Here is a 21309-nt window from a genome sequence, read left to right on the forward strand (position 1 = left end):
ATGGTGCCCTTCGACGGGCACCATTCTTCCGATGTCGCAAAAATCCTTCGTCTGGCTCTGCCTGCTGCCGCTCGTGCTGGTCACCGCGGCGTTCTTCCTGTTGCCGATGGCACGGCTGGTGGTGGCAGGCGCCGAGGGGCCGCACGGCCTTGCCGGATATCTCGCCATCCTGACCGAAGGCCGCTATCGCGCGACGCTGATCAACACCGTGCTGCTGGCGGCGGCAACCACGGTCGTCACGCTGATCGTGGCGACGATCGCCGGAATGTTTCTGCAGCGGCACCGCTTTCCCGGGCGGGCCGTGCTGATTGCGATGCTGACCTTTCCGTTGGCGTTTCCCGGCGTCGTGGTCGGCTTCATGATCATCCTGCTGGCAGGCCGGCAAGGGTTGATCGGCGACCTCTCGAACCGGATCTTCGGCGAGAAGTTCGTGTTCGCCTATTCGATCTATGGGCTCTTCCTCGGCTATCTCTATTTCTCGATCCCGCGCGTGATCCTCACCATCATGGCGGCCGTGCAAAAGCTCGACGTCGGGCTGGAGGAGGCCGCGCGTTCGCTCGGCGCAAGCCCATGGGCCGTGCAGCGTGACGTCGTGCTGCCGGCGCTGGCACCGGCCTTCGTCGCGTCCGGTGCGATTGCATTTGCGACCGCGATGGGCGCCTTCGGCACTGCCTTCACGCTGGCGACCAATATCGACGTGCTGCCGATGCTGATCTACACCGAGTTCACGCTGGCCGCCAATTTCGCGACATCGGCAGCCTTGTCGGTCGGGCTTGGCCTGATCACCTGGCTCATCCTTGCGCTGGCCCGCACGTTCAGCGGCAGCGCGGTCGCGGCGGCTGGGTGAAAGCATGCGCGATCGCCTGATCTTCACCGGCCAGTTCATCTTCACGCTGCTCGTTGCGGCATTCCTGGTGGTGCCCGCAGCGCTCTCGATCTCCGCCGGCGTCACCGTCAATTACTTTCGGGGCATTCAGTCGGGCGTGACCCTGCAATGGGTCGCCCAGGTCTGGGAGCTCTATGCCGGGACCATCCTGCTGTCGTTCGTGATCGCCTTCGCGACACTTGCCGTCACGTTGCTCGCGGGCGTCCCCGCGGCCTATGCCCTGCATACGCGAGGCGGCCGGCTTGCCCGCATCGTCGAGGAGGTCATCACCTTGCCGCTGGCGATCCCCGGGCTTGCGATCGCGCTTGCACTGCTGCTCACCTATGAGAGCTTTGGCGGCTTTCGCCGGTCCTGGCTGTTCATCCTGGTCGGCCACGTGATCTTCACCATGCCGTTCATGGTGCGGTCGGTCATGGCGGTGTTTGCGACCGTGGACATCAAGACGCTCGATGAGGGGGCTGCCTCGCTCGGGGCATCGCCATGGCGGCGATTCTGCGATGTCATCGTGCCGAACGCGCTGCCGGGAATTCTGGCTGGCGCACTGATGGTGGTCACGCTGTCGCTCGGTGAATTCAACCTGACCTGGATGCTGCATACGCCGTTGACGAAGACGCTGCCGATCGGGCTCGCCGACAGCTACGCCTCGATGCGGCTCGAAGTGGCCTCGGCCTACACGCTGATCTTCTTCGTGATGATCATTCCGCTGCTGGTCGCGATGCAGCTGCTGGCCGACAAGGACCACAAGCGATGAGTACGGCGGGGCATGGCGCGGCGGTGCGGATCGAGGCATGCGGCAAGACCTTTGCCGATGGGACGAGTGCGCTCGATCCTGCGACCCTCGACATCGCGCGCGGCGAGACGCTGGTGCTGCTCGGCCCATCCGGCTGCGGCAAGACCACGATGCTGCGCATCATCGCGGGCCTCGAGTTGCCCGATGCGGGCGGCAAGGTCCTGTTCGACGGCAAGGATATGACCTCGGTCCCGATCGAGTGCCGCAATGTCGGCATGGTGTTTCAGTCCTACGCCCTGTTTCCCAACATGACGGTGGCGGACAATATCGCCTACGGCTTGAAGATCCGTGGCGTTGCCAGGGGCGAGCGTGCCGCACGCGTCGCCGAGTTGGTTGCTCTGACGAACATCACGGGGCTGGAGAACCGCCGCATCGAGCAGCTTTCGGGCGGCCAGCGTCAGCGCGTCGCACTGGCGCGTGCCGTTGCGATCCGGCCCGGCATTTTGCTGCTCGACGAGCCCTTGACCGCGCTTGATGCCGCTTTGCGGGACCGGCTGCGAGGCGAGCTCAACCGGTTGCTGCGCGCGCTCGGAATCACGACGATCTATGTCACCCACGATCAGGCCGAAGCCATGGAATTGGGCGACCGCATTGTCGTGATGCGGAAAGGTGCGATCGCCCAGATCGGCACGCCGCGCGAGGTCTACTTCGCACCGAAGGACCGCTTCGTGGCGGAGTTCATCGGAGCGGCGAATATCGTGGAAGCTCCGATCGAGAACGGCGCATTGATCCTGCCCGGCGGACGATTGCCGATCGAGGGTGGCGCGACGGCTGCGAACGCGACCGTCATGATCCGTCCCGAAACCATTCGCGTGATGGATGCCGGGGCGGGGGCGCTCTCGGGAATAGTCGATTCCGTGAGCTTCATCGGCGACCGGCAGCGGCTCGTTGTGAGCGGTGCATCGAGCAAGCCGCTCAATGTCGACGCGCCCAACACAATCCTGGCCAAGGTCGGCGATCGAATCGGGCTATCGATTGCGCCCAACGCGCTTCGTCTTCTGCCGTCCGAATCTTAAGAGTCATCGATGCCTTCAAAACCGGTCCTCATAGCGCAGATATCCGACCTCCACATCAAGCTGCCGGGAGCGCTGGCCTATGGCCGGGTCGATACCGCGAAGGCGCTTGAGCGCTGTGTGGCGGCGCTCAGCGCATTCGAGCCGGCGCCCGATTTCGTCGTCATCTCGGGCGACCTCGTCGATACGCCGTCGGTCGAGGAATACGACTATCTGAAAAGATTGCTCTCGCCGCTGCGTCTGCCGTTTGCCGGTATTCCCGGCAATCACGACTCGCGTCAGTGGATGCGTGATGCGTTTCCAGCCGCGCCGTATGCTCACCCAACCGGTCCCCTCGACCAGAAGATCGAGGTGAATGGCCTTGATCTCCTGCTGCTGGATTCAAGCGTAGCCGGTAAGCCGCACGGCATGCTCGAACCATCCACGCTGCATTGGCTGGACGCGGCGCTGGCGACGGCCGTCGACCGGCCGGCGCTGCTTTTCCTGCATCACCCGCCATTCAAGGGCGGCATCTGGCATATGGACCGGCAAGACCTCTTCAATGCCGATGCATTGGCGGAGATCGTCAGGCGTCATCCGCGTGTGCGGTTGATCGCGTGCGGGCACGTCCATCGTGCGATGCTGACCACCTTCGCCGGGATTCCCGTGACACTATGCCCCGCTCCGAACCATGCGGTCGACCTGGACCTCGGACAACTGCGCGAACCATCGTTCAAGGTGGAACCGCCCGCATTTCATTTGCACACATGGTTTCCCGGGCAGGACTTTGGACAGCTGGTCACACACCAGGTCCCGATCGGTCAGTTCGACGGGCCGCATCCGTTCTTTGGGCCGGACGGTAAGCTGCTGTGAGTGGGGCGTGTCGAACCCTCACACGGACGTGTTTCGCCAGGCGGGATTGCCAGTGACGGGCGGGTTTTCAAGACCAAGGGCGGCCGTTGCCTACAATTGAGCGTTGCAACTAGGCACAAATTTATTCCAAATTGTACTTTCGATGCCTTCTAGCCCGATCTCACCGGCCTGGACCTTTTGTTGCTGTAGGTCTCCGGTAGGGCTATAGTCCTCTCCGCTTTCATTGATCGATGGCTTGTCGGTGTGTCGCGCTGCTGGCGCGCCGATTGAACGCAACACAATCAGTCTGGATCACAATGACCGGTGCGCTGCCCATAGAACGAACTACCGGCGCGCCGTTGTTTTCGAACAACAAGCTATCGGTGCTGCGCAAGCATCCTTACTTTGCCGATCTCGAGCCCGAGGCGTTCGATCAGCTCTGCCGCTATGCCAAGCACACCACGCTGAAGCGCGGAACGACGATTTTCTCCAAGGGCGATCCGGGCACCAGCCTGATCGCGGTGATCTCGGGCACGGTGAAGATCAGCATCTCTTCGCCGGATGGTCGCAACGCGATCCTGAACCTGATCGAGGCAGGAGAGATATTCGGAGAAATCGCGCTGCTCGACGGCTTGTCGCGGACGGCCGATGCCACCGCCAACTCCAATTGCGAGCTGTTCGTCATCGACCGGCGCGAGTTCATTCCGTTCGTGCGCAGCCAGCCGACGCTTGCGATGAAGTTCATCGAGCTGCTGTGCGCAAGGTTGCGTTGGACCAGCGACCAGGTCGAACAGGTGATCCTGCAGGACTTGCCTGGCCGTCTGGCGAGCGCGCTGCTGCGCCTGAGCGACAAGCACAAGCCGCAGGGGCGCACCATCTCGATCACCCAGCAGGAGATCAGCGAGATGGTCGGGATGACCCGCGAGAGCATCAACAAGCAGCTCCGCGCGTGGGCGACACGCGGTTGGGTCAGGCTCGAACATGGCGCGATCGTCGTGCTGAAGCCCGAGTCGCTGCAGGCGCTGGTCGACGCCGGGGCTGATGACGGCGAGTAGTCGCTCTCCGGTCGGCGCGGTCGCTCCAACGTTTCACGAAATGGTGAACCGGACAAAGCCTGTGAAACCATTCACATCGGCCTTGCGTGCCGTGCGGTAAGTGACGCTTCGGTGGAGCACACTCGCACTGTGGAGGAATCCATGCAGGGCTCTTTGGACAACCGGCAGCAGGCCGCGCGGCGGCGGGATCCGGAAAGCAACTACCGGAGCTTCAGCATCAAGCTGATCGCTTTGCCGGTGCTCGTGATCGTTGCATTGGTCGGGATGCTGGTCAGCCACCCCGCCGCGGTCAAATGGATATCGGACGCGGCGCAAGCGGAGTTCGCGGGAACTGATGCCGTCGACGCCGATCCGTTGACCAAGATCGCGCAGCCGGCGCCCACGGCGCTGCCGCGCAATGAGACGCGGACGGTGAAGACCAACTGATCGTTGGCATCCTCGTTACGCCGCAACGCCGAGCAGCTTCGCCGCGGTCCGGCCGAGAATGTTGGCCTTGTCGTCGTCGCTCAGCGATGAGCAGGCGAAGATGTGGTCGGCCGGTGCCAGTTGCCATGGATAGGGATAGTCGCTTCCCAGCACGATCTGGCCGGCGCCAACCTGGGCGGCGAGATGCCGGATCGCCTCGGGCGTGAAGATCAGCGAGTCGAAGTAGATCTGCTTGAGATATTCGGTCGGCGCCTTCTGCAGCTTGGTCTCCGGATTGCACCCTTTGGGTCCGACCAGGCAGGGGTGGTCCGAACGGTCGGCATAGGAGGGGAGATAGCCGCCGCCATGTGCGGCGATGATCTTCAATCCCGGGAAGCGATCGAGCGTGCCCTCGAAGATCAAATGGGACAGCGCGATCGTGGTCTCGAGCGGATTGCCGATGGTGTTGCCGAGCCAGCCATTGCCGGAGAGCCGCTTGTTGAGCTCGGGCACGCCCTGCGGATGGATGAACAGGGGGACGCCGAGCTCCTCGGCCTTGGCCCACACGGGATGAAACCTGGGGTCGGAGAATTCGACGCCATCGACCACACCGCCGATCGCCGCGCCCTTTAGCCCCTGTTTCTTCACCGCCGTCTCCAGCTCCTGCACCGCGAGGTCCGGCGCCTGCAGCGTCAGCGAGGCGAAGGCTGCGAACCGGTCGGGCTTCGAGGCGCACAGCTCGGCGAGCTTTTCATTCTGGATCTTCACGATCTTGCCAGCGAGATCGCGATCGCGGTCGTACCAGAACGGATTGATCGACAGCACCTCCATATCGACGGCCTGCGCGTCCATCGCAGCAAGGCGCTTGTCGATCTCGATGAACGCTTCCGCAGCGCCGTTGACCGGCGGCAGTTGATATTTTCCGGAATCTGCCCCGAGCAGCGCGCCGGCCTCGCGGAAGTGGCAATGCGCGTGAATGTCGATCGTCTTGATGCGCTTGCCGTCGACGGTGACCGGCAATTTCTGGCTTGATGCTTGCGCATTCGCGTTGTGGACAAGCCCGCAGCCGCGGAACACGATGCCTACCGCCGCCGTCGCTCCCGCTTTCAGGAAATCCCGCCTTGTGGTCATGACGATCGCCTCCCTGGTCTTGTCTTGTTATGGGCAGGGAGCCTAGGGACGTGGGCTAGCGGTCGCAAGACCACACGCTGTGCGTGTCGCGCAATGTTGATCTGCTCAGACCGGCTTGATCCCCGCCTTGGCGATGATGTCGCGCCATTTCGGAACTTCGTCCGCGATCCGCTTGCGCATGCCGTCGGGGCCGTTCGCAAGCACCTCGAAGCCGTCATTGCGGAGTTGTTCGGCGATCTTCGGCGTCGTCAGGATTCCGATCGATTTCGCCGACAGCAACGCGACAATGGAGGCGGGCGTGTTCGCGGGCGCGAGAAAACCCTGAAAGGTGTCGGAGACGAAATCCTGGTAGCTGAGTTCGATCATGGTCGGCACATCGGGCAAATCGAACCATCGATGGGTTCCGGTGACCGCCAGCGCCTTGAGCGCTCCCGACGTGATATGCGGATGGGCAGGCGGCAGCGCCGCGAACGCGACCTGGGTCGTCCCGCTCAGGATCGCCTGGATCGCTGGGCCTGCGCCCGAGAACGGCACATGCGTCATCTGGATTCGGCCGATGATCTTGAACAGCTCGCCGGCGAGATGCGGCGTCGTGCCGAGGCCCGGGCTCGCATAGTTCAGCTCGTCCGGGTTGGCTCTGGCGCGCGCGATCAGGTCGGCGACCGAATTGATGCCGAGCTTCGGATTGACGAGGATCACGTTCGGCGACGTGCCCAGTTCGGCGATGGGCGCGAAGTCCTTGACGGGGTCGTACGGGATCCTGGCGTAGAGGCCCGGGTTGACGACATAGGCGCTGGACGTGATCAGGAGCGTGTAGCCGTCCGGCTCGGCGTGTGCCGCAATGCCGATCCCGATATTGCCACCGCCGCCGGGACGGTTCTCGACCACGATGGTGCCGCCGAGCGCCTCGCCGAGATGGGCGCCGAGGATGCGAGCCATGATGTCGGTCGGCCCGCCCGGCGCGAACGGCACGATGACCTTGATCGGACGTTCGGGATAACCGGCGGCCTTGGCCCGCCCGGTGAGGCCAGCGATCGCGAGCGCGCCAACAGTCTTCAGGATCGCGCGACGCGAGGGAGGGGCCGATCCGTTTGCTGTCATCGGATATCCCTCATCTGCATCACGCCTCTAAAAATCGAACACCGCCACCGCGCGGATCGGCGACGCCGTGCCGTCGCGCCATTTCATCGGCAGGCCGATGAAGGTGAACGGCCCCTGGCCGAGCAGGGCCTCGAGATTGCAAAGGCTTTCGATGTGGGTGATGTCGAGATCGAGGCAGGCCTTGTGAACGAGCAGGTTCTCGTCGCTGTCGGGACCCGGTCGCATCGAGTCGATGCCGAAATGAACGATGTCTTGTTTGGCCAGCCACTCGGTGGCGGCGACATTCACCCCGGCATTGTCGGTCGAATATTCCTTGCGCGGAAAGGTCCGCGCATGATGACCGGTGCAGAGCAGGACGGTGCCACCCTTCGGGATCGGCCGCCCGGCCGCCTTCACGGCCGTATCGAGGTCGGACGGGGTGATCTCGGCACGCGGCGCAATGTGGCGCAGGTCGAGACAGATGCCGGGCACAATGCACTTCGCCAGCGGATATTCATTGATCGGGATGCCGCTGGGACCGAAATGCCGGGGTGCATCGATGTGGGTTCCACCGTGGTCGGGCATCGAGATGAACATCGATGCCAGGCCGTAGACATTCCTCGATTCGGCCAGCGCCTCCTCGTGATTTTTCCACATCCCGTGAATGATCGGCGGGTGGCCGGGGTAGCTCGGCGTGCGGTGATAGAGCTCGCGGCTCAGGTCGACGATCCTCACGACGTGTGCCCTTTCTTGGCGGAGCCGGCGCAGGCGCGCTTCTGCCCGTGATGCTGACGGGTTTGCCGCGGTTGTGCAAGGTGCCGGTTGCGCTCAGTGCAGCACCTGCAGTTGCCGGGGCAGCCAGAGCGAGATTTCCGGAAGATAAGTCACGCACATCAGGACAAAGAACATCACCGCATAGAACGGCCAGATCTTGCGCATGACCTGCTCGATCGTGACCTTGCCGACCGCGCAGCCGACAAAAAGGATTGCCCCGACCGGCGGATGGCACAGGCCGATGCCGAGATTGAGCAGCATGATCATGCCGAAATGCACCGGATCGACGCCGAAGTTCTTCATGACAGGCAACAGGATCGGCGTTGCGATCAGGATCGACGGCGCCATGTCGACCAGTGTTCCCAGCACCAGCAGCAGGACGTTGATCAGGAGCAGGATGACGTACTTGTTGTCGGAGATCGACAGGAAGAAGGCGGTCATCTTGGCCGGCATCTGCGTCAGGGCCATGATGTAGCCGACGCTCGAAGCGCAGGCGATCAGCGTCATCACGATCGCGACGGTGCGCAGTGTGCGATGGAGCAGCACCGGCAGGTCGCGCCAGCGATAGTCGCGATAGATGAACATGGTGACGAAGAAGGCCCAGATGCAGGCGACGGCACCGGCTTCGATTGCGGTGAAGATGCCGCCGAGAATGCCGCCTAGGATGATGACGAGGGTGATCAGACCCCAGGAGGCATCGATGGCGATCCGGATCGCGTCCTTGGCCGGCACGGTCTGGCCGTGCGGGTGCTTCTCGCGATAGGCTACGGCCAGGCACAGGATGATCAGTGAGAAGCCGAGCAACAGCCCGGGGAACACGCCGGCCATGAAAAGGGCGCTGATCGAGATCGTCCCGCCCGTTGCAAGCGAGTAGAGCACTGCATTGTGACTCGGCGGCACGAGAAGGGCCTGGACCGACGAGGTGATCGTCAGGTTGGTCGCGAACACGCGCGGGTAGCCGTTCTTCTCCATCTGCGGGATCATCACCGAGCCGATGGCGGACGTGTCGGCGACGGCCGAGCCGGAAATGCCGCTCAAAAATGTCGTCGCCAGCACGTTGACGATCGAGAGGCCGCCACGCAGCCGGGTCAGTCCAACCAGCACGTCGGCAAACGCGACCAGGCGGCGGGCCATGCCGCCCTCCGCCATGATCGCGCCGGCCAGCACGAAGAACGGGATCGTCAGCATCGCGACCTTGCTGACACCGTCGGAGATCTTCAGCATCACCGCTTCCAGGGGAATGCCGATCCACAAGGCACCGACGATCGCCGCCATCGCCAGCGAGTAGGCGATCGGCATGCCGATCAGGAAGCACAGCAGCATGGTCGCGAGCAGAATGAGGATGTCCATCGTGGCCTCTCGCGATCAGTCGACGGAAAAGTCGCGGTGTGGTGCGATCGGATCGGGTGGCGCACCCAGGAAAATCCGCTCGATGATGAACAGCAGCAGACAGGCGCCGCCGATCGGAATCGGAAGATAGGTGACGCCGACCGAAAGCGACGGGAAGTCGGCGATCGTGTTGTACCAGGTCACCTCGACGAGCCGCGCGCCCCAGATGATCATGAACAGCGCGATCAGGCCCATCAGCAACTGGACGACAAGGTCGGTCAGGTTGCGGAGCGGGGCAGGCAGCTTGTTGGCAAAGTAGGCGACGTTCATATGCAGATTGAGCCGATATCCGGCGGCCGCACCGATGAACGTCACGACGATGGTGAGCAGCACCGCGAGAGGTTCGGGCCAGGATGCGGCGCTGTTCAGGACATAGCGCGTGAACACTGCCCAGGGGATCACGGCTGAAATCAGGATCAGCGCGACAGAGCCCGTGATGACGCAGGCAAGATACAAATAGTCCATCGCGCGGCGATATGATCCGGCCATGTCCATTTCCTGTAAGAGGACGATTTCCCGTATGGCGTGGTGTCAGGCAGACTGGATACGTCCGATCATGTCCTGGTATTTCGGGCCGTATTTGTCCCAGACCGGCTTGACCGCGTTCTGGAACGGCGCCTTGTCGGCGATCTCGATGATCTCGCACCCGGCAGCCTTCGCTTTTTCCATCGCCTGCTTCTCGTAGGCGTTCCAGAGCTCGCGTTCTTCCATCTGCGCCTCGCGGGCGAGTTTTTTGATCAGCGTCTGGTCATCGGCTGCCAGCGCCGACCAGGCGCGTTTCGAGAACACCAGTATCTCGGGAACGATCAGGTGTTCGGTGAGCGAAAAGTGTTTCGCTGCGGTGTAGTGGTTGCTGAAGACGTAGCTCGGGGGATTGTTCTCGGCGCCGTCGATAACGCCGGTCTGCAGCGCGCTGAACACCTGGTCGTAGCCCATCGCCACGCCGTTGCCGCCAAGTGCGTTCATCATGTCGATGAAGATCGGATTGCCGATGACGCGGAACTTGAGGCCCTTGATGTCGGCGATCGTCTTGATCGCGTGCTTGGTGTTGTAGAGGCTGCGTGCTCCGGAATTCATCCAGCACAGCGCGACCAGTCCGGCATTCGGGCTCGCCGTGATCTTGTCCAGCAGCTCCTGGCCGATCGGCCTATCCATCATCCGCTCGGCATGCGCCATGTTCTTGAACAGGAACGGCATGTTGACGACGTTGATGTCATCGACGATCGGGCCGATCGAGCCGGCGCTGACGCGCAGCATCTGGATCGCACCGATCTGGGTCTGCTCGATGGTTTCTTTCTCGCCGCCGAGCTGCATCGAGGGGAACATCTGTAGCGACAGCCGGCCGTTGGTCGCCGCCGCCAGCTTCTTGCCGAGGTTTTCCGTCGCGACCACAGTCGGGTAGCCCGGCGGCTGTACGTCCGACGCCTTGAAGACGGCTTTCGACTGGGCGAGGGCGGTCTGCGTCGAGGTCGCAACGACTGCGCCAAGGCCGGCGCCAAACTTGATGACGTCGCGACGGTTGAGCCCGGTGCCGCGATGCTGCGATCGATCTGTACGATTCATGTCATATCCTCCCAGAGTGCCTGGCCGGAGTCCGGCCGCGGTCATGCCGGCTAGCTCTGCGCGTCGAAGAACTCCGGATTGTTGTGCTGGGTGGCCGAGATGTCGGCCAGAAGGCGTTCGAGATGTCTGGCCATCGCGGCTCCGGCCGATGCCGGGTCGCGCGCCTCGATCGCGGCCATCACGGCCTCATGCTCGGCGATGACTTCGGCCATCCGCCCACGCTGCGGCAGCGTGAGCCACCGGAAGCGATCCACGTGAACCTTGACCTGCAGGATCAGCTTCCAGATGCCGGGATATCCGGCAATTTCGGCGATGGCGGCGTGAAAGGCCTCGTCGGCCTGATGGAATGCCTCGCGATCGCCGGCCATCTCGGCCTCGCGCTGGCGTTGGAGGATCGCGTGCAGGCTGAGGATCTGGCTGGCACTGGCGCGCTCGGTTGCCATGCGGGTCGTGGTTTCCTCCAGCGATCTGCGGATGATGATCGCCTCCGGAAGGGCGGCGAGCGGGATGCGAGATACGAAGATGCCCGATTGCGGGAAGATCTCGACCAGGCCTTCGTCCGACAGGCGCAGGATAGCTTCCCGCACCGGTGTCCGGCTGACGCCATATGCGCGCGCGATCTCGGTCTCGATGATCGGATCGCCGGGCTTGCGCTGCAGCGAGACGAGCTCGGCACGCAGTTCGGCATAGATCCGCGCCGCCGCAGTTGCGGTCCGCGGACGACCGGTGCGCCGCTGGCCGACGGGGTTGCGGAGCTCCGACTTTTTCGGCGCGCGGGCGGGCATTCGTGCTCCAATAACTAATATATTAGTATATGAACGCGTCATAGAAGGCAAACGAACACCGGGAGGTCACATGACCGACTATCGCAAGCTATTCGATCTCACCGGCAAGACCGCCGTGGTGCTGGGCGCAGCCTCGGGCATCGGCAAATCGTCGGCTGAAGCGCTGGCGTCACTTGGAGCACGCGTGCTGTGTGCCGATCGCACGCTCGAGGGCGCGGATACGACCGCCGCGGCAATCCGTGAGCAGGGCGGATCGGCAACGGCCGCCGGCTGCGATGCCGCCGACCGTGCGGACGTCGAGGCGCTGGCAGCGAAGGCGCTCGCGGAATTTCAGCACGTCGACATCGCCGTCACCACGCCGGGGTTGAACATCCGCAAGACCATCCTCGACTACACCGACGAGGATCTCGACCGCGTCATCAACCTCAATATCAAGGGCACCGTGTGGTTTTTCCAGGCGTTCGGCCGCATCATGGTCCAGCAGCAGGGTGGCAGCCTGATTGCCTGCTCCTCGGTGCGCGCGGTGACCATCGAGCCGGGGCTTGCGATCTATGGTTCGACGAAGGCCGCGATCGGTCTCTTGGTGAAGGGCTTTGCGTCCGAGGTCGGGCGCTCCGGCGTCCGCGTCAACGCCATCGCGCCCAGCATTGCAGAGACCGCGTTGACCGGTGCGTTCAAGCAGCGGCCGGACATCTACAATCTCTATGCCGGTCACACCGTGTTCAATCGCTGGAGCAGTGCCGACGAGGTCGCCACCGCCGTCGCTTACCTGGCATCTGACGCGGCGAGCTATATCAGCGGCAGCACGCTGTTCGTCGACGGCGGCTGGACGGCGGTCGATGGGCCGCCGACGGGTCTCACGCAACTGGCACGGTAGAATAGGATGAGTTTATCTCGATCGAGCCACGATTGCTTTCGAATCATGCTTTGCGGCCGTTGGCATCGATCGACAGCGCCTGGGCAATGAATTTGTGCGTCGGGGTCGGTACGCCGAGCTTCTCACCCATGCGTACCAGGGCGCCCGAGAAATAGTCGATCTCGAGCGGTTTGCCGGCTCGCCGGTCGAGCAGCATGGACGTGATCATCTCGCGGGGATTGGCGTCGGCGGCCTTCATGATCGTCGCAAAGTCGGTGGGCTTGAACGGTACGCCGGCGGCGAGGCCGACGGCGATCACCTCGCGTACGGCATCCTCAAACAGGGCGCGGGTGCCGGGCGTCTCGCGCATCGGTCCATACGACGCATTGGTCAGCGTCATCATGCCCGAACTCGGTGCGAGTGATGCGAACTTTAGCCAGACATTGTAGCGGATCTCTGGTGTGAGCACGGCATCGAGGTTGGCCTCCTTGCATACGTGTTGGAAGGCCTCGAGCTGCGGATTCGCTCGCCCATCCGGCTCGCCGAACTCGATGCGGCCGGGTTGCGCCTTGTGCTCGATCACGCCAGGCCGCGCGATGTGGCTCGAGATGCGCACCACGCCCGGCACCACGTGCGCACGCGGCAGGTGCGCCCTGATGAGGTCCGGCCCTTCGATGCCGTTCTGCAGCGAGATGATCGTGGTGCCGTCCCGAACCGCGGCCTGCAACGCTTTCGCCCCGCGCTCGGTATCGCCGAGTTTGGTTGCAAAAAGCACCATCTCCGGCGGCTCAGCCCCGGCGGGATCGCCGACGGCCTTCACCGGCTTCACAGTGCGATCGCCGCTGATACCAATGATCTGCAGCCCATCCCGGCGCATTGCGTCGAGATGCGCTCCGCGCGCGACGAACGTGACGTCCTGCCCTGCGGCCGCCAAACGCCCACCGTAGTAGCCGCCAATGCCGCCAGCACCCATGACCAGAATTTTCATGGTCTCTCCTCGCCAAGCCGCGAACGGCAGAGAAGTGCCGATCGGCAACATTCCTGCCAATCCTGGCTTCAAACTAGCACATTGGAACCGGCCGGATAACGACGGACCGGGTTGATTTTCGCCCTTGAGCCTGACTGCCTGGTGTCTACGGCGTTGGACCGGAAACGAATCCAGCTTGGCGGCGCAACTCCGATGTGTCCGGCGACGTCAGCAGCGCGATCAGGCGTTGCGCCTGCGACGCAGCCGAGGCCTGCGTCGCAACGGCGGCCGTGTACATGGTTGCGAGCCTGCATCCCGGCGGCAGCGTGCCCGATAGCACGACACCCGGCGTGCTGATGATCTCTGTGGATTGCGTGCAACCGATCGGCCGCCGGTCACTGGACTCGGCCAGATGCCGCATGGCCGTCGCGCCGTTCGGAAAGACCTTCAGCCGCTCGGCGACGACATCGGCGATGTCGAGTTGCGCCAGCACCTTGGCGACATGAATTCCGGCGGTTGATGCCTTGGTGTCGGGCACGAAGATCGCATCTGCATCGAGCAGCACTGCGCGCAGGCCGGCGGCGTCCTCAGCGCTTGCCGGCGGATCGCCGGCGCGGACCGCAAGCGCCGTTTCAACGCGGCCGATGTTGGTCATCGAGCTGCGCAGAACCAGCCCTTCGTCGGCAAGCTTCGCGATCAGCGCGGCGGTCAGGATGACGATGTCGGTCGGAATGCCGGCACGCAATCTGTCGGCCATGGCGCCGACTGCGCCGAAATCACCGGCAATGCCGAGGCCGGTTTCGGCCTCGAACGCAGGCTCCAGGCGGCGCACCAAGCCTTGCGCCGCGCCGCCGCTCAGGACGTTCAACGTCTTCATTTGCACCTGTTCCGTCACCACGGTCTTGGCCGCTACGTGTCTATTCGTTCTTGTCCAGCCTTCTGACGACGTCTGCCCACTTCACGATATCGGCGCGCAGAAATTTGTCGAAGGCTTCCGGCGTCATGGTCATCGGCACCGCGCCCTGTTCGGCCCAGAGCTTCTCGACTTCCGGCCGCCTCACCGCTGAATTCACGGCCGCATTGAGTTTGTCGATGATCGGCTTCGGTGTACCCATTGGGGCCATCAGGCCGAGCCAGATCGTCGCTACATAACCGGAAACGCCCGCCTCGACGACCGTCGGAATATTGGGCAACACCGCGGAACGGGTCTTGCCGGTTGTCGCAAGCGCGCGGACCTGGTTCTCGGCAACATTCGGTGCCATCGCCGGAACGGCATCGACCATCATCTGAACCTGGCCGCCGATGACGCCGCTGCGGGCCTCGCCGCTGTTGCGGTAGGGCACATGCACGATATTGATCCCGGCCATGGCTTTGAACAGCTCGCCCGCCATGTGATACGGCGTGCCCTGACCCGACGACGCGTAGTTCAGCTTTCCAGGCTCTGCCTTTGCAAGCGCGATGAATTCCTGCAGGGTCTTGGCCGGCACGGCGGGGTGGACCACGATCACCAGATCCGAAGTGTTCAGGGATGCGACCGGCGTCAGGTCGCGCATCAGCTCATATTTGCGCTGAGGCACCAGCGATTCATTGGCGGTCTGGGTGTTCGACATCACCAGGAGGGTGTAGCCATCGGGCAGCGCCTTCGCGACCTCGAGCGTGCCGATCACGCCGCCGGCGCCGGTGCGGTTCTCCACGACGAAGGGCTGGCCGAGGCTTTCCTGCAGGATGATGCCGATCTGGCGCGCCACGACGTCGGCCGGGCCGCCGGGACCAAAGGGAACGATGATCCTGACCGGCCGCGCAGGGTAATCGTCGGCGTCCGCATGTCCGCCTGACATCGACACGGTCAGCAATGCCGCGACACACATCAAGGCGTACCGAAAGCCCGCCATTGATCGTCTCCCCCAACTTTAGTCTTCTTTCTTGACCAGAAGTCTAGCTGCAACCTGAAGCATCTGTCGACGACAGACATCGTCTTCACGCATCGGAATAAGGGCGGGAAGACGGTGTACTCAAACTTCGCCATCGCGTGCGGGGATCAAATGAGGAAACATTCTGGGCTGTCGCGCCGCGATCTGCTGAAGGGCACCGGTGCCGTGCTGGCAGGGACTGCCTTTTCAACACGCGTGATGGCCGCCGCGCCGCCCGCGGAACCGGTTACGCCGGCGCTGATCGAGGCAGCGAAGAAAGAGGGACAGGTCGTCTATTACACCTCGACCGATCTGCCGGTCGCCGAGAAACTGGCGAAGGCATTCGAGGCGAAATACGCGGGGATTACCGTGCGCGTCGAACGCACCGGCGCGGAGCGCGTGTTCCAGCGGGTCGGCCAGGAATATGCCAGCAATATTCACGCCGTCGACGTCGTCAATTCCTCCGACGCCGCACATTTCATCGTGTGGAAGCGCGACGGCATTCTGGCGCCCTATGTTCCGGAGGAGGTCGCGAAATACTATCCGGACGAGCATCGCGATCCGGATGGTCAGTTCGCAAGCTTCCGGGTGTGGCTGTCGATCATCGCCTACAACACCAATCTCGTGAAGGCCGAGGATGCGCCGAAGAGCTTTGCCGATCTGCTCGATCCGAAATGGAAGGGCAAGATCGTGAAGGGGCACCCCGGCTATAGCGGCACCATCATGACCGCGACCTATCAGATGCAGCGCGATCTCGGCTGGAGCTTCTTCGAGCAGCTCGCAAAGCAGAACATCATGCAGGTGCAGTCCTCAACCGATCCGCCGAAGAAGCTCGACCTCGGCGAGCGCGCGGTGATGGCCGACGGCAACGAGTACAACATCTTTCAGTTGAAGGAGATGGGCCGCCCGGTCGAGCCGGTCTACGCCACCGAAGGCTCGCCGATCATTGTCGGCCCCAATGGAATCTTCAAGGACTGTCCGCATCCGAATGCGGCAAGGCTGTTTCAATCGTTCGCGCTCGGACGCGAGGGGCAGCAGCTCAACGTCGAGATCGGTGGCCTCAGGTCGGTCCACGCGCAGGCCCAGGAGAAGGCCGGGCGCAAGCCGTTGAAGGACATCAAGACGATGAAGGATGACCCGGCCGCGGTGGAGCGGGAAGGGGAATCGATCAAGGCGCACTACACCCGCATCTTCCGTGTTTGACGGACGGAGTGGGCTGGTAGCCGGGCAATTGGGCGTTTGCCGCATGGCTTATGCGCGGTTTTCGCCCGGACTGGGTCAATAATGCCCCTCGGCGGAGCGGATTTTTGATGTTACCAATTTGGCATGAACCAGCATGCCAAGATCGACATCCGCCATTCCACCTGTCCGCACGACTGCCCTTCGGCATGTGCGCTCGACGTCGAGGTGATCGAAGGACGTTCGATCGGCAGGGTGCGTGGCTCGAAACGGCAGACCTATACGGCCGGCGTGGTCTGCGCCAAGGTCGCGCGTTATGCCGAGCGGATTCATCATGCCGAACGGCTGATGCATCCGCTGCGCAGGACCGGCCCGAAGGGCTCCGGCCAATTCGCGCGGATTTCCTGGGACGAGGCGCTGGACGAGATCGCGGCGCGTTTCGACGCCGCCGAGCGGGAGTTCGGCGCCGAGTCGGTCTGGCCCTATTACTACGCCGGCACCATGGGGCTGGTAATGCGCGACGGCCTCAACCGGCTGTCGCATGTGAAGAAGTATTCGCGCTTCTATGGCACGATCTGTTCGACCATCGCGCGCATCGGCTTCGCCGCCGGAACCGGCAAGATCGCCGGCGTCGATCCGCGCGAGATGGGCGTCTCCGACCTCGTCGTGATCTGGGGCACCAATCCGGTGAACACCCAAGTCAACGTGATGACGCATGCATCGCGCGCGCGGAAGGAGCGCGGCGCCAAGATTGCGGCGGTCGATGTCTACAACAACGAGACCATGAGGCAGGCCGACATCAAGATCCTGCTGCGGCCGGGAACCGATGGCGCCTTCGCTTGCGCCGTGATGCACGTGCTGTTCCGCGAGGGATTTGCCGATCGCGATTATCTCGCGCGCTATACCGATTGCCCGGACGAACTGGAAGCGCATCTGAAGACCCGCACGCCGGAATGGGCCTCGGCGATCTCGGGCGTGCCGGTCGAGGAGATCGAGGCGTTCGCGCGGCTGGTCGGGACGACCCAGCGCTCGTTCTTCCGCCTTGGTTATGGGTTCACCCGCAGCCGCAACGGCGCCGCGCAGATGCATGCCGCGCTGTGCATTCCTGCGGTGACCGGCGCCTGGCAATATGAGGGCGGCGGCGCATTCTTCAACAATGCCGGCATCTGGCGCTTCGACGAGTCGATCATCGAAGGCCACGACGCGATCGATCCCACCACCCGGGTGCTCGACCAGTCGAAGATCGGCCGCATCCTGACCGGCGATGCCGAGGCGCTGAAGGGCGGCGGGCCGGTCAAGGCGATGCTGATCCAGAACACCAATCCGATGACGGTGGCGCCCGAGCAGGCGCTGGTGCGGCAGGGCTTTGCCCGCGAGGATCTGTTCGTCGCGGTGCACGAGCAGTTCATGACCGAGACGGCGCAGATGGCCGACATCGTGCTGCCGGCGACGATGTTCATGGAGCACGACGACCTCTATTACGGCGGCGGTCATCAGCATATCTCGGTCGGCCCGAAGCTGATCGATCCGCCCGGCGAGTGCCGCTCCAACCACGAGGTGCTGCAGGGGCTCGGCCGCCGCCTCAACGCGGTGCATCCGGGTTTCGACATGACGCCGCGGCAGCTGATAGACGCAACTTTGAAGAAAAGCGGGCACGGCGATATCGAGACGTTGGAAGCCGATATTTGGCGCGACCTGCAACCGGATTTCCGCACCTCGCACTATCTCGACGGCTTTGCCCATGCCGACAAGAAGTTCCACTTCAAGGTCGATTGGGGCAAGGTGCCGGTCGGCGCGGGCGGGCTGATGGGCGCGTGGGACAAGATGCCCTCGCTGCCCGACCACTGGACCATCATCGAGGAGGCGGACGCGCAGCATCCGTTCCGGCTCGCGACGTCGCCGTCGCGCAGCTTCCTCAACACCAGCTTCAACGAAACGCCGTCGTCGCAGGCCCGCGAGGGCGCGCCGACCGTGATGATCCACCCCGATGATGCGGCCGCACTGTCGATCGCCGACGGGGAGGCCGTGACGCTCGGCAATATGCGCGGCGAAACCACGCTGACCGCAAAACTGTTCGATGGCGTTCGTCGCGGCGTGCTGATCGCCGAGTCGATCCATCCGAACAAGTCCCATATCGGCGGCCGCGGCATTAACATGCTGACCGGGGCGGAGGCCGTCGCGCCGCTCGGCGGCGCCGCGTTCCACGACAACAAGGTCTGGATCAGGAAGGCGTCCGCCGCCGCTTAATTCCTGCTTGCAGTCGGCGCCGATCCTGCCGCAAATGTGCGCTAGCAATAGCGCACAGGCAAAAACAGGCAGGAAACATGACCGACAACAGCGTTCTTCTCGAGAAGCGCGGGCAGGCGTTCTGGATCACGATCAACCGCCCGGACAAGCGTAACGCGCTCAATGCCGGTGTAATCGCGGGCATCGCCAGGGGCTATCGCGAGGCGCATGACGACAAGGACGTGCGCGTCATCGTGCTGACGGGCGCAGGCGACAAGGCATTCTGCGCCGGCGCCGATCTGCAGAACAGCGGTGCGGCATTCTCGATGGATTTCTCGCGTCCCAATGTCGACTACGCCGATTTGCTGCGGCTGTCGCAGAACGCGACCAAGCCCGCGATAGCGCGGGTCGGCGGCGTCTGCATGGCCGGCGGCATGGGCCTGCTGTGCATGACCGACATGGCGGTGGCCGCCGATGGCGTGATCTTCGGCTTGCCGGAGGTGAAGGTCGGCGTGTTTCCGATGCAGGTGCTGAGCCTGCTGCAATCGATCGCCCCCGCACGCCTGATCAACGAATGGGCGCTGACCGGCGAGCCGTTCGATGCGAAGACCGCGCAGGCCGCCGGTCTGCTCAACTACGTCGTGCCGGCGGCCGAGCTCGACGCCAAGGTCGATTGGCTGATCGGCCGCATCGTCGACAAGTCGCCGACCGCGATCCGCCGCGGCAAATATGCGATGCGGGCGATCGCGTCGATGTCGTTCGACGAGAGCATCGCCTACACCGAAAGCCAGATCGCGCTGCTCGCGATGACCGAGGACGCCAAGGAAGGCCTCAAGGCCTTCGGCGAGAAGCGCAAGCCGACGTGGACCGGGCGCTGAGGCATCACTGTGCCGCAGCCTCGCTGCATACAGCCGCTCAGGGTGGCGGAACTGGCTTGCTCGGTGTCATCACCCGCGCATGCGGGTGATCCAGTATTCCAGAGACGGTTGTGCTTGAGCCGATAGGCAGCGGCGTACTGGGTCGCCCGGTCCATGTGCGCAATTGCGCACAGGCCGGGCGACGACAACAGTGGATGAGGACAAAGCTTCGCGCGCTCTCAGGCGCGCAGTATCAAAATATCGAAAACAACCCCATGCACAGTAGCCGGGCGGCTGCCGGCGTTCGACACGGCAGCTTGACACGTCGGGCAAATCAGCGGCATTATTCTATTATACCGAAATCGCGCGAGCGCGCCGCGCACCCGCTCCCCGGGAGAACGAGGTGAGGGAGCGAGATGCCCATCGCACGCTAGAGCCTATCCGGTTCCGATTGAATCGGGGGTCTAGATTCTTGTTTTGACGCGTTTTCTTCACGCGAACCGGTATCCACTTCGCTCGAAAACGCTCTAACCCGCGTTGGCCTTCAGGCCGGCGGCTTCGATGCCGGCCACGGCGCAGATCTCGTCATTGTCCGAGGTGTCGCCGCTGACGCCGACGGCGCCGAGCAGGGTCGAGCCGTCCATGATCAGGACGCCGCCGGGGACCGGCACCAGCCGGCCCTGCGCCAGCGTGTTCACGGAATCGATGAAATAGGCCTGCTCCTGCGCGCGCTGATACAGCGCCCGCGATCCCATCCCGAGCGCCAGCGCGCCATAGGCCTTGCCATGGGCGATCTCGGCCCGCATCAGGCTGGTGCCGTCCTGCGCCGCCGTCACCTTCACCGCGCCGCGCGCGTCGAGGATGGTGACCACCAGCGGCTTCAGCTTCTTCTCGACGCCCTTGGCGAGTGCGGCATCCAGAATCTTGCGGGCGGTGTCGAGAGTGAGCTCAGCCATGGGCCTTTTCCTTTGTCGGCAATGATTGGTCGGATTTCGATGTCGCACGTTTCAGGCTCATCGCCAATACGCTGGCGACGTGCAGCGGCGTACGCCCGCTGCCGTCCTTGATCTGGTGCCGGCAGGAGGTGCCGTCGGCCACGATCAGCGTGTCCGGATCCGCGCTGCGCACCGCGGGGAGCAGCGACAGCTCGGCCATCTCGATCGAGGCTTGATAGGTGTCCGCGCCATAGCCGAACGCGCCGGCCATGCCGCAGCAGCTCGACTCGATGGTCTTGACGTCGAGGCCGGGCACCAGGCGCAGCACCTTCTCGACCGGCTTGAACGCGCCGAAGGACTTTTGGTGGCAATGACCATGCACGACGGCCTTGCCGGCGACGGCGCCGAGCGGCAGCGCGAGGCGCCCGGCTTCGGCCTCCCGCACCAGAAACTCCTCGAACAGCAAAGCGTGCGCGCTGACGGTCTTGGCGGCGTCGTCCGAACGCAGCGACAACAGCTCGTCGCGCAGGGTCAGCAGGCAGCTCGGCTCGAGGCCGATGATCGGCACGCCGCGCGCGGCGAACGGTGCGTAGGTGGCAACCAGGCGGTCGAGTTCGGCGCGGGCCTGCTCCACCAGACCCGCCGACAGGAACGTGCGTCCGCAGCATGGCGGGCGG

Annotated in this window: 22 protein-coding genes; 10 read left to right on the forward strand and 12 right to left on the reverse strand. The window is 63.7% G+C overall.

The window, feature by feature from the left end; genetic code table 11:
- The first annotated feature begins 31 nt into the window (after positions 1 to 31).
- The 6 genes from BraRD5C2_RS13605 (at position 32) to BraRD5C2_RS13630 (ending at position 5001) form a co-directional block, all read left to right on the forward strand.
- Entirely contained in the window at positions 32 to 847 is an 816-nt protein-coding gene (locus BraRD5C2_RS13605) for an ABC transporter permease (RefSeq protein ID WP_223969093.1), read from the forward strand.
- A gap of 4 nt (positions 848 to 851) precedes the next feature.
- Positions 852 to 1637, forward strand: coding sequence for an ABC transporter permease (locus tag BraRD5C2_RS13610; protein WP_223969095.1), 786 nt, complete (start codon positions 852 to 854; stop codon positions 1635 to 1637).
- On the forward strand, positions 1634 to 2692 hold the full coding sequence (locus tag BraRD5C2_RS13615; RefSeq protein WP_223969097.1) for an ABC transporter ATP-binding protein: 1059 nt from the start codon (positions 1634 to 1636) through the stop codon (positions 2690 to 2692). The genes BraRD5C2_RS13610 and BraRD5C2_RS13615 overlap by 4 nt, the downstream gene beginning before the upstream one ends.
- Before the next feature lie 9 nt (positions 2693 to 2701).
- Complete coding sequence (locus BraRD5C2_RS13620) at positions 2702 to 3541, forward strand: phosphodiesterase (RefSeq protein WP_223969099.1); 840 nt, start codon at positions 2702 to 2704, stop codon at positions 3539 to 3541.
- Between the two features lie 296 nt (positions 3542 to 3837).
- Positions 3838 to 4575, forward strand: coding sequence for a Crp/Fnr family transcriptional regulator (locus BraRD5C2_RS13625; protein ID WP_223969101.1), 738 nt, complete (start codon positions 3838 to 3840; stop codon positions 4573 to 4575).
- A 141-nt stretch (positions 4576 to 4716) separates the two neighbouring features.
- Entirely contained in the window at positions 4717 to 5001 is a 285-nt protein-coding gene (locus tag BraRD5C2_RS13630) for a hypothetical protein (protein ID WP_223969103.1), read from the forward strand.
- Positions 5002 to 5016: 15 nt separating this feature from the next.
- Here BraRD5C2_RS13630 and BraRD5C2_RS13635 read toward each other — a convergent pair whose 3' ends face one another.
- The 7 genes from BraRD5C2_RS13635 to BraRD5C2_RS13665 all read right to left on the reverse strand — a co-directional run bounded on the left by BraRD5C2_RS13635 (position 5017) and on the right by BraRD5C2_RS13665 (position 11702).
- Positions 5017 to 6111 (reverse strand): amidohydrolase family protein, encoded by a 1095-nt coding sequence (locus BraRD5C2_RS13635; RefSeq protein WP_223969105.1) that lies wholly within the window; start codon positions 6109 to 6111, stop codon positions 5017 to 5019.
- Between the two features lie 105 nt (positions 6112 to 6216).
- Complete coding sequence (locus BraRD5C2_RS13640) at positions 6217 to 7212, reverse strand: Bug family tripartite tricarboxylate transporter substrate binding protein (RefSeq protein ID WP_223969107.1); 996 nt, start codon at positions 7210 to 7212, stop codon at positions 6217 to 6219.
- Between the two features lie 27 nt (positions 7213 to 7239).
- On the reverse strand, positions 7240 to 7926 hold the full coding sequence (locus BraRD5C2_RS13645; RefSeq protein ID WP_223969109.1) for a cyclase family protein: 687 nt from the start codon (positions 7924 to 7926) through the stop codon (positions 7240 to 7242).
- A gap of 93 nt (positions 7927 to 8019) precedes the next feature.
- On the reverse strand, positions 8020 to 9315 hold the full coding sequence (locus BraRD5C2_RS13650) for a TRAP transporter large permease (RefSeq protein ID WP_223969111.1): 1296 nt from the start codon (positions 9313 to 9315) through the stop codon (positions 8020 to 8022).
- A gap of 15 nt (positions 9316 to 9330) precedes the next feature.
- Positions 9331 to 9843 (reverse strand): TRAP transporter small permease, encoded by a 513-nt coding sequence (locus tag BraRD5C2_RS13655; protein WP_223969112.1) that lies wholly within the window; start codon positions 9841 to 9843, stop codon positions 9331 to 9333.
- Positions 9844 to 9885: 42 nt separating this feature from the next.
- Positions 9886 to 10917, reverse strand: a complete 1032-nt coding sequence (locus tag BraRD5C2_RS13660) for a TRAP transporter substrate-binding protein (protein WP_223969114.1) — start codon at positions 10915 to 10917, stop codon at positions 9886 to 9888.
- Between the two features lie 50 nt (positions 10918 to 10967).
- Positions 10968 to 11702 carry a GntR family transcriptional regulator gene (locus BraRD5C2_RS13665; RefSeq protein ID WP_223969116.1) on the reverse strand — a complete coding sequence of 245 codons (735 nt, stop codon included), beginning with the start codon at positions 11700 to 11702 and terminating at the stop codon, positions 10968 to 10970.
- A 70-nt stretch (positions 11703 to 11772) separates the two neighbouring features.
- Here BraRD5C2_RS13665 and BraRD5C2_RS13670 point away from each other — a divergent pair, with 70 nt between their 5' ends.
- Positions 11773 to 12579: an SDR family NAD(P)-dependent oxidoreductase gene (locus tag BraRD5C2_RS13670; protein ID WP_223969118.1), complete on the forward strand. Its 807-nt coding sequence runs from the start codon at positions 11773 to 11775 to the stop codon at positions 12577 to 12579.
- A gap of 43 nt (positions 12580 to 12622) precedes the next feature.
- Here BraRD5C2_RS13670 and BraRD5C2_RS13675 read toward each other — a convergent pair whose 3' ends face one another.
- From BraRD5C2_RS13675 to BraRD5C2_RS13685, 3 genes are all read right to left on the reverse strand, one after another.
- A complete protein-coding gene (locus BraRD5C2_RS13675; protein ID WP_223969120.1) occupies positions 12623 to 13597 on the reverse strand; it encodes a 2-dehydropantoate 2-reductase in 975 nt (324 codons plus the stop codon).
- Between the two features lie 94 nt (positions 13598 to 13691).
- Positions 13692 to 14402 carry a molybdate ABC transporter substrate-binding protein gene (locus BraRD5C2_RS13680; RefSeq protein ID WP_223969121.1) on the reverse strand — a complete coding sequence of 237 codons (711 nt, stop codon included), beginning with the start codon at positions 14400 to 14402 and terminating at the stop codon, positions 13692 to 13694.
- 40 nt (positions 14403 to 14442) lie between these two features.
- Positions 14443 to 15393, reverse strand: a complete 951-nt coding sequence (locus BraRD5C2_RS13685) for a Bug family tripartite tricarboxylate transporter substrate binding protein (protein WP_223969302.1) — start codon at positions 15391 to 15393, stop codon at positions 14443 to 14445.
- 174 nt (positions 15394 to 15567) lie between these two features.
- On the opposite strand from BraRD5C2_RS13685, the gene BraRD5C2_RS13690 reads away from it, so the two are divergent.
- The 3 genes from BraRD5C2_RS13690 to BraRD5C2_RS13700 all read left to right on the forward strand — a co-directional run bounded on the left by BraRD5C2_RS13690 (position 15568) and on the right by BraRD5C2_RS13700 (position 19718).
- Positions 15568 to 16638, forward strand: coding sequence for an ABC transporter substrate-binding protein (locus tag BraRD5C2_RS13690; RefSeq protein ID WP_223969122.1), 1071 nt, complete (start codon positions 15568 to 15570; stop codon positions 16636 to 16638).
- Between the two features lie 123 nt (positions 16639 to 16761).
- Positions 16762 to 18861: a molybdopterin oxidoreductase family protein gene (locus BraRD5C2_RS13695; protein ID WP_223969124.1), complete on the forward strand. Its 2100-nt coding sequence runs from the start codon at positions 16762 to 16764 to the stop codon at positions 18859 to 18861.
- 77 nt (positions 18862 to 18938) lie between these two features.
- Positions 18939 to 19718 carry an enoyl-CoA hydratase/isomerase family protein gene (locus BraRD5C2_RS13700; protein ID WP_223969125.1) on the forward strand — a complete coding sequence of 260 codons (780 nt, stop codon included), beginning with the start codon at positions 18939 to 18941 and terminating at the stop codon, positions 19716 to 19718.
- Between the two features lie 506 nt (positions 19719 to 20224).
- On the opposite strand, the gene BraRD5C2_RS13705 is transcribed toward BraRD5C2_RS13700, so the two are convergent.
- Positions 20225 to 20653, reverse strand: a complete 429-nt coding sequence (locus tag BraRD5C2_RS13705; RefSeq protein WP_223969127.1) for a GlcG/HbpS family heme-binding protein — start codon at positions 20651 to 20653, stop codon at positions 20225 to 20227.
- The coding region (locus BraRD5C2_RS13710) for a (Fe-S)-binding protein (RefSeq protein ID WP_374707990.1) at positions 20646 to 21309 on the reverse strand (664 nt) is incomplete at its 5' end. The genes BraRD5C2_RS13705 and BraRD5C2_RS13710, both read right to left, overlap by 8 nt.

Source organism: Bradyrhizobium sp. RD5-C2 (assembly GCF_019972155.1).
In the GTDB taxonomy this organism is placed as follows: Bacteria; Pseudomonadota; Alphaproteobacteria; order Rhizobiales; family Xanthobacteraceae; genus Bradyrhizobium.

Excerpts from the sequence above, each read along its gene's own strand:
- BraRD5C2_RS13605 (WP_223969093.1), top strand. The coding sequence starts at position 32 with ATGTCGCAAAAATCCTTCGTCTGGCTCTGCCTGCTGCCGCTCGTGCTG.
- BraRD5C2_RS13610 (WP_223969095.1), top strand. The coding sequence starts at position 852 with ATGCGCGATCGCCTGATCTTCACCGGCCAGTTCATCTTCACGCTGCTC.
- BraRD5C2_RS13615 (WP_223969097.1), top strand. The coding sequence starts at position 1,634 with ATGAGTACGGCGGGGCATGGCGCGGCGGTGCGGATCGAGGCATGCGGC.
- BraRD5C2_RS13620 (WP_223969099.1), top strand. The coding sequence starts at position 2,702 with ATGCCTTCAAAACCGGTCCTCATAGCGCAGATATCCGACCTCCACATC.
- BraRD5C2_RS13625 (WP_223969101.1), top strand. The coding sequence starts at position 3,838 with ATGACCGGTGCGCTGCCCATAGAACGAACTACCGGCGCGCCGTTGTTT.
- BraRD5C2_RS13630 (WP_223969103.1), top strand. The coding sequence starts at position 4,717 with ATGCAGGGCTCTTTGGACAACCGGCAGCAGGCCGCGCGGCGGCGGGAT.
- BraRD5C2_RS13635 (WP_223969105.1), bottom strand. The coding sequence starts at position 6,111 with ATGACCACAAGGCGGGATTTCCTGAAAGCGGGAGCGACGGCGGCGGTA.
- BraRD5C2_RS13640 (WP_223969107.1), bottom strand. The coding sequence starts at position 7,212 with ATGACAGCAAACGGATCGGCCCCTCCCTCGCGTCGCGCGATCCTGAAG.
- BraRD5C2_RS13650 (WP_223969111.1), bottom strand. The coding sequence starts at position 9,315 with ATGGACATCCTCATTCTGCTCGCGACCATGCTGCTGTGCTTCCTGATC.
- BraRD5C2_RS13655 (WP_223969112.1), bottom strand. The coding sequence starts at position 9,843 with ATGGCCGGATCATATCGCCGCGCGATGGACTATTTGTATCTTGCCTGC.
- BraRD5C2_RS13660 (WP_223969114.1), bottom strand. The coding sequence starts at position 10,917 with ATGAATCGTACAGATCGATCGCAGCATCGCGGCACCGGGCTCAACCGT.
- BraRD5C2_RS13665 (WP_223969116.1), bottom strand. The coding sequence starts at position 11,702 with ATGCCCGCCCGCGCGCCGAAAAAGTCGGAGCTCCGCAACCCCGTCGGC.
- BraRD5C2_RS13670 (WP_223969118.1), top strand. The coding sequence starts at position 11,773 with ATGACCGACTATCGCAAGCTATTCGATCTCACCGGCAAGACCGCCGTG.
- BraRD5C2_RS13675 (WP_223969120.1), bottom strand. The coding sequence starts at position 13,597 with ATGTTGCCGATCGGCACTTCTCTGCCGTTCGCGGCTTGGCGAGGAGAG.
- BraRD5C2_RS13680 (WP_223969121.1), bottom strand. The coding sequence starts at position 14,402 with ATGAAGACGTTGAACGTCCTGAGCGGCGGCGCGGCGCAAGGCTTGGTG.
- BraRD5C2_RS13685 (WP_223969302.1), bottom strand. The coding sequence starts at position 15,393 with ATGTGTGTCGCGGCATTGCTGACCGTGTCGATGTCAGGCGGACATGCG.
- BraRD5C2_RS13690 (WP_223969122.1), top strand. The coding sequence starts at position 15,568 with ATGAGGAAACATTCTGGGCTGTCGCGCCGCGATCTGCTGAAGGGCACC.
- BraRD5C2_RS13695 (WP_223969124.1), top strand. The coding sequence starts at position 16,762 with ATGAACCAGCATGCCAAGATCGACATCCGCCATTCCACCTGTCCGCAC.
- BraRD5C2_RS13700 (WP_223969125.1), top strand. The coding sequence starts at position 18,939 with ATGACCGACAACAGCGTTCTTCTCGAGAAGCGCGGGCAGGCGTTCTGG.
- BraRD5C2_RS13705 (WP_223969127.1), bottom strand. The coding sequence starts at position 20,653 with ATGGCTGAGCTCACTCTCGACACCGCCCGCAAGATTCTGGATGCCGCA.